The organism is Mesorhizobium sp. M6A.T.Cr.TU.016.01.1.1 (assembly GCF_003952585.1).
GTDB lineage: Bacteria > Pseudomonadota > Alphaproteobacteria > Rhizobiales > Rhizobiaceae > Mesorhizobium > Mesorhizobium mediterraneum.
Genome location: NZ_CP034452.1, coordinates 5924511 through 5939069, shown reverse-complemented (window position 1 = coordinate 5939069; position 14559 = coordinate 5924511). Strand labels below are relative to the sequence as shown.

General features: G+C 58.9%; 13 protein-coding genes and 1 pseudogene. 8 read left to right on the top strand and 6 right to left on the bottom strand.

Annotated features, from left to right (window positions below; all coding sequences use genetic code 11):
• Window positions 1-124: 124 nt before the first annotated feature.
• The 6 genes from EJ075_RS28670 (at window position 125) to EJ075_RS28645 (ending at window position 6938) form a co-directional block, all read left to right on the top strand.
• The gene (locus EJ075_RS28670) at window positions 125-1207 is read left to right on the top strand and encodes an amidohydrolase family protein (RefSeq protein ID WP_095488651.1); all 1083 of its coding nucleotides are present in this window, start codon (window positions 125-127) and stop codon (window positions 1205-1207) included.
• Between the two features lie 12 nt (window positions 1208-1219).
• Window positions 1220-1573, top strand: coding sequence for a Rieske (2Fe-2S) protein (locus tag EJ075_RS28665; RefSeq protein ID WP_023797723.1), 354 nt, complete (start codon window positions 1220-1222; stop codon window positions 1571-1573).
• 114 nt (window positions 1574-1687) lie between these two features.
• Window positions 1688-3295 (top strand): ABC transporter substrate-binding protein, encoded by a 1608-nt coding sequence (locus tag EJ075_RS28660; protein WP_245330031.1) that lies wholly within the window; start codon window positions 1688-1690, stop codon window positions 3293-3295.
• 73 nt (window positions 3296-3368) lie between these two features.
• The gene (locus EJ075_RS28655; RefSeq protein WP_095488652.1) at window positions 3369-4415 is read left to right on the top strand and encodes an ABC transporter permease; all 1047 of its coding nucleotides are present in this window, start codon (window positions 3369-3371) and stop codon (window positions 4413-4415) included.
• Window positions 4412-5296: an ABC transporter permease gene (locus EJ075_RS28650; RefSeq protein ID WP_095488653.1), complete on the top strand. Its 885-nt coding sequence runs from the start codon at window positions 4412-4414 to the stop codon at window positions 5294-5296. Before EJ075_RS28655 ends, EJ075_RS28650 begins: the two co-directional genes overlap by 4 nt.
• Window positions 5286-6938 carry an ABC transporter ATP-binding protein gene (locus tag EJ075_RS28645; protein WP_095488654.1) on the top strand — a complete coding sequence of 551 codons (1653 nt, stop codon included), beginning with the start codon at window positions 5286-5288 and terminating at the stop codon, window positions 6936-6938. Before EJ075_RS28650 ends, EJ075_RS28645 begins: the two co-directional genes overlap by 11 nt.
• A gap of 146 nt (window positions 6939-7084) precedes the next feature.
• On the opposite strand, the gene EJ075_RS28640 is transcribed toward EJ075_RS28645, so the two are convergent.
• From EJ075_RS28640 to EJ075_RS28615, 6 genes and pseudogenes are all read right to left on the bottom strand, one after another.
• Window positions 7085-7489 carry a hypothetical protein gene (locus tag EJ075_RS28640; protein WP_095488655.1) on the bottom strand — a complete coding sequence of 135 codons (405 nt, stop codon included), beginning with the start codon at window positions 7487-7489 and terminating at the stop codon, window positions 7085-7087.
• Entirely contained in the window at window positions 7486-8805 is a 1320-nt protein-coding gene (locus EJ075_RS28635) for a recombinase family protein (protein WP_095488671.1), read from the bottom strand. The genes EJ075_RS28640 and EJ075_RS28635 overlap by 4 nt, the downstream gene beginning before the upstream one ends.
• A 2-nt stretch (window positions 8806-8807) precedes the next feature.
• Window positions 8808-9065, bottom strand: a pseudogene (locus EJ075_RS33885) (DUF2924 domain-containing protein); the annotation flags it as partial.
• Between the two features lie 77 nt (window positions 9066-9142).
• Complete coding sequence (locus tag EJ075_RS28625) at window positions 9143-9652, bottom strand: ferritin-like domain-containing protein (RefSeq protein ID WP_095488657.1); 510 nt, start codon at window positions 9650-9652, stop codon at window positions 9143-9145.
• 545 nt (window positions 9653-10197) lie between these two features.
• Window positions 10198-10374 (bottom strand): hypothetical protein, encoded by a 177-nt coding sequence (locus tag EJ075_RS33295; protein WP_023801603.1) that lies wholly within the window; start codon window positions 10372-10374, stop codon window positions 10198-10200.
• 503 nt (window positions 10375-10877) lie between these two features.
• Complete coding sequence (locus tag EJ075_RS28615; protein ID WP_126106630.1) at window positions 10878-11801, bottom strand: hypothetical protein; 924 nt, start codon at window positions 11799-11801, stop codon at window positions 10878-10880.
• Between the two features lie 416 nt (window positions 11802-12217).
• Here EJ075_RS28615 and EJ075_RS28610 point away from each other — a divergent pair, with 416 nt between their 5' ends.
• Together EJ075_RS28610 and glf are read left to right on the top strand one after the other, a co-directional pair.
• A complete protein-coding gene (locus EJ075_RS28610; protein ID WP_126106629.1) occupies window positions 12218-13390 on the top strand; it encodes a glycosyltransferase in 1173 nt (390 codons plus the stop codon).
• Between the two features lie 2 nt (window positions 13391-13392).
• The gene (gene glf / locus EJ075_RS28605) at window positions 13393-14559 is read left to right on the top strand and encodes a UDP-galactopyranose mutase (RefSeq protein WP_126106628.1); all 1167 of its coding nucleotides are present in this window, start codon (window positions 13393-13395) and stop codon (window positions 14557-14559) included.

The window sequence follows — 14559 nt, the reverse complement described above, 5'->3', positions numbered from 1 at the left end:
CAATCGAAAAACCCGATCGTATTAGCCCAAATCACAAGCTTGATCAAATAATGCCCAAGGCGGAAGCTGCCGTTGAAGAAGCCGGCTAGGTTAGCCGGCCTACCACGCCAGGGAGTTGGATAGGGTGTTCATAGTCGATTGCGATTGTCACAATTACTGGTCGAGCGCGACGGTGCTCGAGCCCTATCTTTCCGGCGTCTGGAAAGACATGTTCATGGAAGGCGAAAAAACTGGTCCGAGAGGCGCCTTCCCGCACGGGCACCGTCCCTGGTTTCACCCGCAGGACTTTTCCCGCAAGGATGTCAGGCCCGAGACCGAAGCCGACAATTATCTCATCATGAAGGAAAAGCACCTCGACAAATATAATATCGGGGCCGCCATCCTCACCGGCGACGAGCCGATAGAGGCTTCCACGCTAGCAAACCCATATTACGCTAGCGCGCTGGTCAGCGCCTATAACGACTACCAAATCGCCGAGTGGCTTCCCAAAGACAGCCGCTTCATGGGTTCGATCATCGTCGCGCCGCAGGATCCGAAGCTCGCAGCAGCCGAGATTCGCCGCCTCGGCAACCACCCCCGTATGGTCCAGGTTCTAGCCTCCCAAGGCTCGGTCAAACCGTACGGCGATCCCTTTTACCACCCCATTTTCGAGGCCTGCGCCGAAGTCGGGCTGCCATTTGCAATTCATCTGGGCGGTCATGGCGGCATAAACTGGAACGCGGTCGCGCCGGCTCCGACGACCTTTTTCTGGGAGACGCACGCAATTCTTCACATGTCGGCCTTGTCGCATGTTGCAAGCATGATCGCGCATGGCGTTTTCGAGAAATGGCCGGATCTATATTTCGTGCTCATCGAGTGCGGAGTGGCTTGGGTTCCGTCGGTATTGTGGCGACTGGACGCAGACTACAAAGCTCTGCGCAAGGAAACGCCGTGGCTGAAGATGCTGCCCTCCGAGTATTGCCGGCGCAATATTCGCTTCTCCACGCAACCACTGGAGCAGCCCGCGAACATTCAGCATCTCTGGTCCACTCTCGAAGCAATGGACGGCGAGAACACGCTGATGTTCGCCTCCGACTACCCGCATTGGGATTATGACGATGCCAACACGCTGCACATCCCGCCCGCCTGGAAAAGCAAGATCATGGGATTGAATGCGCTCGAGGTCTATAAACGCATTCCCCGCACGCAAGCGGCGAATGCCGCGTGACGGGAGCAAACCATGGCTGAGAAGACATACATTTGCCGCGTCGACGAAATCGAGACCGGAACTCCGTACATCGCCAAAATCCGCAGCCTTTCAGTCGGGGTTTTCCGCATCGGAGATTCATTCCATGCCTTGCTGAACGTTTGTCCGCACCGCGGCGCTCCGCTTTGCGAGGGACCGCAATGCGGAACCACGGCACCGGTCGACCAAGCGCAATTCATCTATCACCGCGAGAACGAAATCGTGCGCTGCGCCTGGCACGGGTGGGAATTCGACATAAAGACCGGTGCCGCTCTGGTCGACCCGGGCGTGCGTGCCCGAACATTCCCGGTCACGGTGGAAGCTGGTGAAATCTATGTAACGGCGTGAAATTTGCGTCAAACCGCCGGAAAAATCGAAAGGAGGCAAATCGGCTGAATCCACCAGATCTGCTCGATAAATGCCAACAACAAGAATGCGGGAAATCCGCAATGGGAGGAAGCAGTGTCGGAATCTGAATATAAACTGCGCTTAGCGCAAAACCTGATCGGCCGCGGCAAGGTTTCGCGCCGTGATTTCATCCATCTAGGGCTGGCGGCAGGCCTGACGGTCGCCGCCGCCGATATGCTCTTCGTGAGCGTGGCGCGGGCCGCACCGAAGCAGGGCGGCTTCGCCAAGCTCGGCATGGCGCATGGCGCGACGACGGATTCGATCGATCCGGCCGGCTATCCCGATACGTTCACGCAAACCGCCTTTTCGGGTGCCATGTCCAACAGCCTGACCGAGGTCGACGCGAAAGGCAGCATCCAGCCGGACCTTGCCGAGACCTTCGAGACCTCGGACGACGCGACAACATGGGTCTTCAAGCTGCGCAAAGGTGCGACCTTCCACAACGGCAAGACGATCACGGCGGACGACGTGGTCGCCTCTATGCAATATCATATGGGGGCCGACACCAAATCGGCGGCGAAGTCGCTGCTCGAATCGGTGACCAACATCAAGGCAGACGGCCCGGAAACGATCGTTTTCACACTAAACAGCGGGAATGCAGACTTTCCCTACATCATGAGCGACTATCACCTTGTCGTCATGCCTGCCAAGGACGGAAAGGCGGACTGGGAATCGGGCGTCCGGACCGGCGCCTTCGTGCTTGAGAACTTCCAGCCAGGCGTCTCGGCGAAGCTCAAGCGCAACCCCAATTACTTTAAGAACGGCAAACCCTATTTGGACGAGGTCGAGTTTATCGCCATCACGGACCTCGCCGCGCGTATGGCCGCGCTGTCAACCGGCGAGGTTGATTATATCGGCCGCGCCGACCTGAAAACGCTCGGCATGCTGAAGCGCAAGCCGAATATCGAGATCCTCGAGGTGACCGGCTACGGCCACTACACGCTGCCTATGAACGTGACGGTTGCGCCATTCGACAACCCCGATGTGCGCATGGCGTTGAAATGGGCCATCGATCGCGAGGAAATCGCGCAGAAGATTTTCCTTGGCCATGCAACTGTCGGAAATGACAACCCGATCGCACCGGCGATAAAGTTCGCCATCAATCCGGAGCCGCAGCACAAGTTCGATCCGGAAAAGGCGCGCTTCCATCTGAAAAAAGCGGGAATGGAAAATCTCAAGGTCGACCTTTCCGTCGCCGACGCCGCCTTCGCCGGCGCCGTGGACGCGGCCGCCCTCATCCGCGAGACGGCGGCCCAATGCGGCATCGATGTCAATGTGGTGCGCGAGGCCGAGGACGCCTATTGGGACAATGTCTGGCTCAAGAAACCGTGGTGCGCCTCCTATTGGAGCGGTCGTGCAACGGCCGACTGGATGTTCACGCAGGCCTACTCGGCGGATTCCAGCTGGAACGAGACGTTCTGGAAAAATGCCCGCTTCAACGAACTGCTGATCCAGGCACGCGCGGAGACCGACGAGGCCAAGCGCTCCGCGATGTATGCCGAAATGCAGCAGTTGACGCATGATGACGGCGGCGCCATCGTCCTGGTCTTCAACAATTTTGTAAGCGCCAAGTCCAAGAAACTGGCGCACGGCGAGCTGGCGCCGAACTGGGAGAATGACGGACTGAAGATGGCAGAGCGCTGGTGGGTAGCCAACGCGTGACGTTCGCCAGGCGAGGCCGCCCGCGGCGCGGGCGGTTCGCTCTTTTCAGGGGAAACGCTCGAAGGCACCGCCCATGAATCCGGTCGTTAGGACGGTTCTGCAGCGCCTGGGCCTCGGCCTGATCACGCTGTTCATCGTCACCATCATCATCTTTTCGGCGATTGCCATGCTTCCGGGCGATTTCGCCAAGGCTATGCTTGGGCAATCCGCGACGCCCGAGACGGTCGCCGCATTCCAGCGCGAGATCGGCATCGATCGTCCGCCGGTTGAGCGCTATTTCGCCTGGGTCGGACAGATCGTGCAGGGGGATTTCGGCTCTTCCTTCGCAAGCCGCACCGGCTACCGGCGCACGGTCGCCGAGATCATTGCGCCCCGGCTCTACAACACGATGTTCCTCGCCGTGATGACTGCCCTTATAGCGGTTCCACTCGCGCTGGGACTCGGCATTCTCGCCGCTCTCTACCGCAACAGCTGGTTCGACCGTGTGGTGAACACGGTGACGCTGACGACGATTTCATTCCCCGAATTCTTCGTCGCCTATATGCTGGCCTATCTCATCATCTCGCGCGACACGTTCATTGGAACCGAATTCGCACAATCCCTGCCCGAGTGGCTCGCGGCTTCGATCAACTGGGTCCTGAACCTGGTTCCCAAATTTCCGACACTGGCGAACATCAGCGACCGAACGCCGTTCTGGGAGCACGTCTGGCGCGCAGCGTTGCCGTCCATCACCCTCACGCTGGTGATTGTTGCCCATATGATGCGTATGACGCGCGTTGCGATTATCAACATGCTGGCAAGCCCCTATATCGACATGGCGCGGCTCAAGGGAATGTCGCCGATGGCAATCGTTCTCAGACACGCCCTGCCCAATGCCTGGGCGCCTATCGTCACGGTAATTGCGTTCAACCTCGCTTATCTCATCGTAGGCGTGGTCGTCGTCGAGGTGGTGTTCGTCTATCCCGGCATCGGCCAATTGATGGTCGATGCGGTGAAGTCCAGGGATGTTCCGGTCGTGCAAGCCTGCGCCCTAATCTTCGCAGCAACCTACATCCTGCTCAACCTGACCGCCGACATCATTTCCATCGCCACCAATCCGAGGCTTTTGCATCCGCGATGACCAGCACCGAACATGCCGTGGCGGTTCCGAGACAGAGGCGCACACGCGCCTCCCGGATAAAAACCGCACTCAAAAAGGCTCCATTCAGCGCTTGGTTCGGCATCGTGGTCATCCTTGGCTATGTCTTCGTCGCGCTGTTAGCGCCCTGGATAGCGCCGTACGGAGAAACGCAGGTTTTCACCGAGGCTTTCGCGCCTTGGAGCCAGGAGTTCATCGTCGGGACCGACCAACTCGGTCGCGACGTGCTCACCCGGCTGATCTATGGCGCGCGCAATACGATCGGCATCGCCTTCGCGACTACGCTTCTGTCCTTCGCGGTCGGCGTCACGCTCGGTTTGCTGGCCGCGATGTACCGGGGGTGGCTCGACCAGATTCTGTCGCGCGCGGTAGATGTGCTGATGTCGATCCCGAGCCTCATCTTCGCGCTGATGTTGCTATCCATCTTCGGTTCGTCGGTCACCAGCCTGATCCTCATCATCGCCCTGCTCGATTCGACCCGCGTATTCCGGCTGGCGCGCGCGGTCGGGCTGAATGTTGCCGTCATGGAATATGTCGAAGCCGCGCAACTGCGTGGCGAAGGGCCGAGATGGATTCTGACCAAGGAGATCCTGCCCAACGTACTGCCGCCGCTGATCGCGGAATTCGGCCTGCGCTTCTGTTTCGTTTTCCTCACCATCGCCGCGCTCTCCTTTCTCGGCGTCGGCATCCAGCCGCCGACTGCCGACTGGGGCTCGATGGTGCGGGAAAACGCTACCCTCATCACCTATGGCGACATCACTCCGCTCTTGCCGGCAGGCGCCATTGCCCTTCTCACGGTCTCGGTGAATTTCGTTGTCGACTGGTTCTTGCATGCGACAAGCGGGTTGCGCGATGAAAAGTAAGAATTCTGGCCAACGCGAAAAGGGCACGAAACTCCTCAGCGTTCGCAACCTTCACGTCGAAGGGTTTTCCGACGAGCGCTGGCATCCGATCGTTCGCGGTGTGGATCTCTCGCTAAACCGCGGTGAGGTTCTCGGCCTCATTGGCGAGTCCGGCGCCGGAAAGTCCACCATTGGGCTTGCCGCGATGGGATATGCCAAGCCAGGCTGCCGGATCACGCAAGGATCCATCCTGTTCGACGGGGTCGACCTCCTCGCCATGACGGAAACCGCACGGCGGCGGCTCCGAGGCTCGCGCATCGCCTATGTCGCGCAAAGCGCGGCCGCTTCCTTCAACCCGGCCCATCGGCTCCTCGATCAGACCGTCGAAACGGTCGTGGCGCACGGGATCGCCAGTCGCGAGGCAGCGAATCGGGATGCCATCAAACTTTACCGGCGTCTTCACCTGCCGGATCCGGAGACCATCGGCTTCCGCTATCCTCACCAGGTCTCCGGAGGACAGTTGCAGCGGGCTATGACGGCGATGGCTATGGCCTGCCGGCCCGACCTGATCATCTTCGACGAGCCGACGACGGCGCTCGATGTGACCACACAGGTCGAGGTCCTCGCCTCGATCCGCCAGATTGTCGAAGAATTCAACACTGCCGCGATCTACGTCACGCATGATCTGGCCGTGGTTGCGCAGATGGCGGACCGGATCATGGTTCTGCGCCATGGCCGTACTGTGGAGGAGGCCGAAACACGCCAGATGCTTGCCGCGCCGGCCGAAGACTATACGAGGACGCTCTGGGCGGTGCGAAAGCTAGCCAAACCCGAAGTGCCGGCCGCGGACCATCTGCTCACGATCGATAACATCACCGCCGCCTACGCAGGGAAAGTCAAGGTTCTGCAGGATGTATCGATCAAGGTGCCGCGCGGACGGACGGTAGCGGTCGTTGGTGAATCTGGTTCCGGTAAATCAACGCTCGCCCGCGTCATCACCGGCCTGCTGCCGCCGGTCTCGGGCTCGATCTCATTTGCGGGGCATCGTCTGCCAAGAACACTGAAAGAGAGGCCCAAAGACATTCTGCGCCGCATTCAGATGATCTACCAGATGCCTGACAACGCGCTCAATCCGCGTCAGACCGTCGAGGAAGTCATCTCCCGGCCACTCGAGTTCTATCTCGGCCTCAAAGGGGGGGCGTGCGACCGCCGGGTTGGCGAACTCATGCACATGATCGAGATGGACGAAAGCTTCCTCGATCGTCTGCCGAGCGAACTCTCGGGCGGTCAGAAGCAGCGCATCTGCATTGCCCGGGCGCTGGCTGCTAATCCGGAGCTCATCATCTGCGACGAGGTGACCTCAGCCCTCGACCAGATCGTACAGGAAGAGATCCTGAAGCTTCTTATGCGGCTGCAACAAGAATTCGGAGTCAGCTACATTTTCATCACGCACGACATCGCGACGGTGAGGGCAATCGCCGACGAAATTGTCGTCATGCATCAAGGCAAAGTCGTCGAGCAGGGGCTCAAGACCGAAATCCTGACGCCGCCGCATGCTCCGTATACCGAACTGCTTCTCTCCTCCGTGCCGGAGATGGATCCAGACTGGCTGACGAAGCTGCTGGAAACCCGGGAGCGCAAGCGGGTCGGCGCGGCGAACTGAATCCCAACGTATTGACCGCTTGGCTCCATTTCTCGCGCGAACGTCGGTTATGCCGCAACCGCGACGTCCAGAATGGTCGCAACAATGTCTGCTTTCAGGCAGTAGCAACGGTCACCTCAACGGCCGATATGGGGCGCAAAGCGGACCTAACATAGCAGCGCCCGTTGTGCGTGCCATTGCGCCGGTACCGGTTGAAGTAGATCAGCGGTGGTCATCGTGGCTGGTTGGTGCCCGTCGAGGACCGTCTCGACGATTGCCGGAGAAAGCAGCGTCAGTTGCAAGAGACGATTGACATATGAGGCGCTGATTTTCTCTACCTTGGCGATATCCTCCGCGCTCGCGTAGGCGCCCTGCTTCAGCATCTGCTGCCAGCGATAGGCGCGTGCGATCGCCTTGACGAGTGTATTGTCGACGCGTGGCCGAGCAGAGGCCCAACGCTCCTGGCCGACCGGCGCGACGATCAGCTTGCGCCCTCCCCGCTTGCGAAGCGTCAGCGGAACTTGGACGGTGATGATGTTGGTGTCGCTGCCGGTGTCGCTGTTGGTTATCATGTTGCGCTCGGGACATTTTGACGTTGAGCGAGATCGGCCGCAAGACCGACCAATCCCTCGGTGCGCAGGCGGATGGAAAGGCTGTCCATTGTCACATCCACGCGTTCGACCAGCAACCGGACGATGCGTGCCTGCTCGGCGGGGAAGAGTTCATTCCAGAGCGGATCGAGTCCGAGCAGCGCCGCCCTCACCTCGTCTTCACTGATCTCGGCATCGTGTTCGCGCCCTGCTTTCCAGGTGGCGATGATGATCTCGGGAGCACGGAGGAGGACGCGCAACTGATCAATGACGGCTGCCTCGACCTCGGCCGCTGGCAGGCGCCCAACTGGGCATGCGCCAGTACCGTGCTTTAGCACCGATTGGCTAACATAGTAGCGGTAGAGCTTGCCTGCCTTGCGCGTATGGGTTGGCGACATCGCACATCCCGTCGGCCCAAATAGAAGACCCTTCAGCAGCGCCGGTGTCTGCGCGCGAGTGTTGGCTGCGCGTTTCCTCGATCCATCTGACAGGATAGCCTGCACCTTGGCCCAGAGGCCGCGGCTGATGATGGCCTGGTGTTCACCAGCATAGGAGGCACCCTTGTGCACGGCTTCGCCGACATAGACAGGGTTGTTGAGCAGCTTGTAGATTACGCCCTTGTCCAATGGACGGCCGCGACGGGTTAAAATCCCTTCGGCCGTCAAAATCCTGGAAAGGGTTGTTGCCGAGCCGGTCGAGATAAACCGCTCGAACACCATGCGGACATTTGCCGCCTCAGCCTCGTTGATGACCAGCTTGCGGTCCTTGATGTCGTAGCCGAGCGGCGCCCAGCCGCCCATCCACATGCCACGCTTTCGCGATGCGGCGAACTTGTCACGAATGCGCTCGCCAATCACCTCGCGTTCGAACTGCGCGAAGGAGAGGAGGATGTTGAGCGTCAACCTACCCATTGAGGTGGTGGTGTTAAAGCTCTGGGTCACCGAGACGAAGGTGACGTCGTTGGCATCAAAGGCTTCGACCAGCCGCGAGAAGTCCATGAGCGAGCGTGACAGGCGGTCGATCTTATAGACCACGACCACGTCGACCAGGCCCACGTCCATGTCGGTCAGCAGGCGCTTCAAGGCAGGGCGTTCCAGCGTCGCACCAGAGATCCCGCCATCATCGTAGTGATCGGGCACCAGAACCCAACCAAGGGCCTTCTGGCTGGCCACAAAGGCCTCACAGGCCTCGCGCTGCGCATCGAGCGAGTTGAACTCCATGTCGAGCCCCTCCTCGCTGGACTTGCGGGTGTAGACCGCGCAGCGCAGCTTGCGGACGATGGTCTTCGGGCCCGCCATGTTCATGACCGGCCCCTCGCCTTGCTGCAATGGTTCTTCAGGCCGAAAAACAGCCAGCCGTTCCAGCGCGTGCCGGTGATCGCGCGCGCGACTGAGGACAGCGACTGGTAAGGCCTGCCTTGCCATTCGTAGCCATCAGCAAGGACCGTCACGGTCTGCTCTACGCCCTGCCATTCACGCAGCAGTTGGGTGCCGGCAATTGGACGATCCTCACCGCGGCGGCGTCGCACCGCTACTTCGCCAGGCCGAGGCAGACGCCGCACTGGTTCTGTTTCGAGCACCGCGCCGAAGGGGAGCGGTTTCTGTAGGCAGCAATCAATCAGAATGTCCGCCTACGTCACCGTTTCGCGGCATCGGAATCCCGCTCCTCGCGTCTGAGGAATTCACTGGTGACGGTGCCGAGTTTGCTTTCCAGCCATTCAGCCATCGCCTCTTCCTCGCGCAGGTTTGCCTTGCACGCGCTTTGGGTCTCGGAATCGCCGACCTCGCCGGCTGCGGCGATGAGCATTTTGTAGCTTGCGATCTCCATATGCTCGAATGTGTAGCTGGCCAGCGATCCTTTCATCACCTCGTCGCCTGCGAACAGGCCGCTGATGCTCTGTCCCATGGCGATTAGCTTACCGCCGGCGTCTTTAAGCGTTGATGATCCTTCCCCCATGCGATCGAGGCATTGTTCGAGACGTTTTGCCTGTTGCCTCGTTTCTTCGAGGTGCAGCGTCATCCGGTCGCGTAGCTCGGGATAGTTTTCGAGACGCTCGATTTGGCCGCTCAACATCGTCTCGGCCTGTTCTTCCATGGCGTGAGCGTCGCGAAGCCACTGCGTCAGACGTTCCTTGGAGTCGGTCATGTCTGTCTCCGTTGGTCAGCATAATTTTACTGCCATCGCAACGCCGCCACAGACCGTTAGTTCCGATCGCTCGATAGCTTGGTCCCCAACCGGGAACAAACACTCAACGACCGGCGTTTCTTGCACGAGGACCGGACTGCCGCTCTCCTCGGTCTGGGTGTGAAAGCCCGCTTTCTTTTGCACGTGCAGCGGGGGGCTCGAAGGCTTTCAAATGCCGCGCCCGCGTTTCAATCGCACCTGCCTCAGCCCTCACGATCTGGCTGTTTGTGAACGCGTCTTTGATCAGGTTTGCGCAGATGAATAAATCGACCTTTTTAGCCGGGATGTGGAAGTCTTAGCTGTGACGATTGTCGCGGTTTTCCGAAACATTAGTAACCGATGAGTGCAATTTGCTGGAGGCAGTCCGGTTGGGTTCGTGACGCGGCATTGGCCAAACATCGATAATGAAGGCCAACCAAGCGGCTGGCTTGTTTGCGACGACGGCTCGATGGAGTCGGCGGACTTCATCCACTTTGATGACGCTACGCTTTGAAAGCCAGGGCGTCTCACCTCTTCTTGGTGGCTGCCGATGCGTTCTGCCCAGCCTTCCCACTTGCTTTGGCATCCTTGGAATGCGCCGCCAAAGCGGGCCCGGCGCCGGTGTCTTTCTGCATGTTTCCGCTGCTCGATTTCGCAGGGTTTGCTGTTTTGAAACTCTTGAGCAGTTTGCTGAAGAAACCCATGGTCGCCTCCATTAAAGCACCGGTAGGCAGAAATGCCCCGCTACCTCCTTGGTTCCGCGGAATCTGATACTGTCGCATTCGACTTGGCCGAATTGCTGTTGATGCCCAGTGCAGCTTCTCAGAGGGACCATCGACACTGCGCAGAGCAAGGCAGAGTCTCACCAGCGAAGGGACTAGCGAAGGCTGGATGGCGCAGCGCCTTTGCACTGGGCGCGATTTCGCGCAACGCTCAAAGCGGGCTATGAAGAGAGTGAGAATTCCCCGCTACCTTTCGGGCAGCGGGGTTCCTCGATCAGAGGCGGTTGAGGTCACGAGCCCGATCCCGCTCGATCTCGTCGGGAGTATAGTCTTCCGCCTCGGCGTCAAATCCTGTCCAACCGCCGGCCTCGTAGTCTCTGCGACGTTCGGCTAAGTCGACCGATCTGGATTGATTGAGGATCGCTCGGCACGCGGCAGCAACCCGATTACAAAGATGATTATCTGAAGTGGGCTGGTCGTCCCTGTTAGGCGACTCGTGAAAGGACTTGCTGATCCAGGTCGCACCTAGCCAGTCCGAAACGCCAGCGATGGTTCGTTGCCTCACGTCTGCTCTGGTAGAACAAAGTCAGTTTCCCGCCCTCGATCATCACCGTCGAATGGCCGTTTTCCCCAGGCTCACCAGGATCAAGCACAGGGCCGACCGACACGTAGGGACCCTGGACGTCGTCGGCGATGGCGAAGAATACGCGCTGACGACTTCCGCGCGGAACGTCGGGAAGGAAGCAGGTGGCGTTGAGAAGCACGCGACCATCGGGCAATTCGACCAGTTGGGCGCCCTCGATGCCCCATTCGTAGTCCGGATGCTCGCGCGCGTTGTGATGGGGAACGTCGAAATGGTCCAATATCTTGCCGAGACGTTTCCACGGCCCGAACCAGGAATCGGATTGGCTGCGCGCCAGATAGACGTCAGGCTGCGGCACCCTGGTGAATTTAGGCATGCCTGAATAGACGATGTAGCGCTTGCCGCCGATGATCGCCGGATGGGGATCGTAGATCCCGTCCTCATCGGTGTCCGGCAGGGACAATATCGCCGGATTCAGCACCACCCAATGAAAGCCATCGTTGGACACCGCATGCTCGCAACGTCCGCCGGACTTCAGGAATTCGGTCTGGATGAACATGTGGAAAACGCCGCATTCATGGATGACGCCGGGCGCCGCTATGCCCGATCCGGTTACCGCCAAGTCGAGCGCCTCATGCTCAGTCCACGGCCCCAAAAGGTCCGGAGCCGTGGCATGTAGTATTTTCCAGCTCTCGGTCGTGACAGTGCCGCTGGAACCGAAGACGTGCCAAAGCGTGCCGTCGAACACCGGACAAGGATCCTTCAGATCATCCACGGACCGCGGGTGAAACAACGGAAAGACGTTGGTTTCAAAGTTGAACTTCATTCCTTGCGGGTCTCTCACGGTGCTGCCTGCATCGACCCATGCGTCGGGCCATCTGTGGCGACCAAAACGAATCATGCGCAGCTCATTAACTCTTATACCTGCGCTCATGAATTGTTGTTGAACGGTTGAGCGGATTTTCAGCCGTTCTGTGGCAATGCGCCACATTTGGCGAGATCTGAAGCTGCAAGGGCCTTCGCCTTGGCCGAGGCGACATGTCCGTCGGGTGTTGGTAGCAGCGCCGCTTCTCTTCGAACAATCGCGCAAGTGGCCAGCCCGGCGGCTCCAGCCAATTAAAATCCGTGGAACAACTTACTCAAATGAAAGTTAGATGTACGGATGACGCTTCAGCAGGAGCGTTATTCGATTAACATTTGTTAATCCGAAGAATTATAAACTATAGCTAAAGGGATTCTTACATGAAAATAGCGGGCCGCAAAAAAAATAAATCAAATATCCCCCTAAAATCGTTTATTTTACTTTGCTTTTCTCACCTCAGGTGGGATTTCGTACATCAGCGCCCGCAGCATATTTTGACGCACGCCTCAAAGCAGCAGCAGCTAATTTACTTTGAGGAGCCGATCTACGAAGAAATACGCTGTCCTTCGATGCGGGTGAACAATCGGTCTGCAATGATCACAATCGTAACCCCGGTGCTTCCGGCCGGCATCTCCGCGACAAAGGCAGACGCCATCCAGCGCAGGTTCGTCAACCAGATCGTCAACTCAACTCCGCATGACCGTCTGACCATATGGTACTACACGCCCATGGCGCTGCGTTTCAGTGACCATATAGCCTGCGATGTATGCGTCTACGACTGCATGGATGAACTCTCCGCCTTCAAGAACGCGCCGGCAGAGTTGCAGCAGATGGAAAAAGCGCTGTTCCAGCGCGCTGATGTCGTGTTCACGGGCGGGCAGAGTCTGTACGAGGCCAAACGAAGCCTCCACAAGTCGATTTTTCCCTTCCCCAGCAGCATAGACGTTGCGCATTTCCACAAGGCAAGAGAGCCCGGCGATGACCCTGTAGACCAGGCAGACATACCTCACCCGAGAGTAGGCTTCTTCGGGGTGATCGACGAACGGCTCGACGTTGAAATGATCGCACAGGCGGCCGCGGCAATGCCCGAAGTGCATTTCGTCATGCTCGGCCCGGTGGTCAAGATCGACCCGCTAAGCCTGCCGCGCGCAAGTAACTTACATTGGCTGGGTGCCAAGTCCTACGCCGACCTACCTCGCTATCTCAGGCACTGGAGCGCCGGCTGGATGCCCTTCGCGCTCAATGAGGCGACACGCTATATCAGCCCGACCAAAACTCCTGAGTTCCTGGCCGCCGGACTGCCGGTGGCCTCCACGGCGATTGTGGACGTCGTGCGCACCTATGGTGCCGAAGGCCTGGTCGACATTGTTGACGCCGACGACATCGAAACCAAGCTTCGGTCCCTTCTGTCACGTCCCCGGAATTTCCTGTTGAAGGAGGTCGATGCTTACCTTGCTAACATGTCCTGGGAACGAACGTGGGACGCAATGGCTGCCCATATTCAGCGCGCCTATGCAATGAAAAGCATTGTGCCTTTGCGCCGGGGAGCCTGACCATGTTCGATTGGTTGATTGTCGGCGCCGGCTTCGCTGGCAGCGTGCTCGCTGAACGCATCGCATCGCAACGGCAGGAAAGCGTCCTGCTCATCGACCGGCGAAACCACGTCGGCGGCAACGCTTATGACTGCTATGACGAAGCGGGGATTCTGGTCCACCGCTATGGGCCGCATATATTCCACACCAACGCCCGATCGATCATCGACTACCTCTCGCAATTCACCGAATGGAGGCTTTACGAACATCGCGTACTGTCGTCGGTCGACGGAAAACTGCTGCCGATACCGATCAACCTCGACACGATCAATCGCCTGTACTGTCTTGAATTGACGCCCGAGCAGTTGGAGGAGTTCTTCGCATCCCGGCGAGAAACGGTCGAGGAAGTCCGGACCGCCGAAGACGTGGTTGTGAGCACCGTTGGCAGGGAACTCTACGAAAAATTCTTTCGCGGCTATACAAGGAAGCAGTGGGGCGTCGATCCAGCCCAACTAAGCAAGTCCGTGACTGCGCGGGTCCCTACCCGGACCAACCGCGATGATCGCTACTTTGGCGACACTTTCCAGAATATGCCGGCTGGCGGGTATACACGCATGTTCCAGCGCATGCTGGACAACCCAAGGATCAAGATCATGCTGCAGACCGATTATCGCGAAATTCGCGACAAGATCCCCTTTCAGCGGATGATCTACACCGGGCCGATTGATGAATATTTCGACTGGAGCCTTGGTCGTCTGCCTTATCGGTCACTGCGGTTCGAACACGTGACGCTTGATTGCGAGCAGTTTCAGCCGGTCGCCGTTGTCAACTATCCGCAGACGGAAAACTATACCCGCATTACCGAGTACAAGCATCTGACCGGTCAGCAGAGCCCGAAGACCAGCCTGACTTACGAATATCCAACCGATATCGGCGATCCCTATTACCCGGTGCCGCGGGCGGAAAACGAGGCGCTGTACAAACGCTATGAAGCACTGGCAGTGGCGTGCCCCGACGTGTGGTTCGTCGGGCGCCTAGCCACGTACCGCTACTACAATATGGATCAGGTTGTCGGTCAAGCTTTGGCGACGTTCGCGCGCATTCAACAGAGCCTGCCGGCAACCGGCACCGTGCAGATGCTTACGCAGCGGACGGTGCTCGGCCAACATTCGGAGCAGTTCCCCACCTAA

Bases quoted from the DNA above. Each gene is read 5' to 3' on its own strand.
- EJ075_RS28625 (WP_095488657.1), bottom strand. From the start codon at position 9,652: ATGACCGACTCCAAGGAACGTCTGACGCAGTGGCTTCGCGACGCTCAC.
- EJ075_RS28615 (WP_126106630.1), bottom strand. From the start codon at position 11,801: ATGAAGTTCAACTTTGAAACCAACGTCTTTCCGTTGTTTCACCCGCGG.
- EJ075_RS33295 (WP_023801603.1), bottom strand. From the start codon at position 10,374: ATGGGTTTCTTCAGCAAACTGCTCAAGAGTTTCAAAACAGCAAACCCT.
- EJ075_RS28650 (WP_095488653.1), top strand. From the start codon at position 4,412: ATGACCAGCACCGAACATGCCGTGGCGGTTCCGAGACAGAGGCGCACA.
- EJ075_RS28645 (WP_095488654.1), top strand. From the start codon at position 5,286: ATGAAAAGTAAGAATTCTGGCCAACGCGAAAAGGGCACGAAACTCCTC.
- glf (WP_126106628.1), top strand. From the start codon at position 13,393: ATGTTCGATTGGTTGATTGTCGGCGCCGGCTTCGCTGGCAGCGTGCTC.
- EJ075_RS28640 (WP_095488655.1), bottom strand. From the start codon at position 7,489: ATGATAACCAACAGCGACACCGGCAGCGACACCAACATCATCACCGTC.
- EJ075_RS28655 (WP_095488652.1), top strand. From the start codon at position 3,369: ATGAATCCGGTCGTTAGGACGGTTCTGCAGCGCCTGGGCCTCGGCCTG.
- EJ075_RS28610 (WP_126106629.1), top strand. From the start codon at position 12,218: ATGAAAATAGCGGGCCGCAAAAAAAATAAATCAAATATCCCCCTAAAA.
- EJ075_RS28665 (WP_023797723.1), top strand. From the start codon at position 1,220: ATGGCTGAGAAGACATACATTTGCCGCGTCGACGAAATCGAGACCGGA.
- EJ075_RS28635 (WP_095488671.1), bottom strand. From the start codon at position 8,805: ATGGCGGGCCCGAAGACCATCGTCCGCAAGCTGCGCTGCGCGGTCTAC.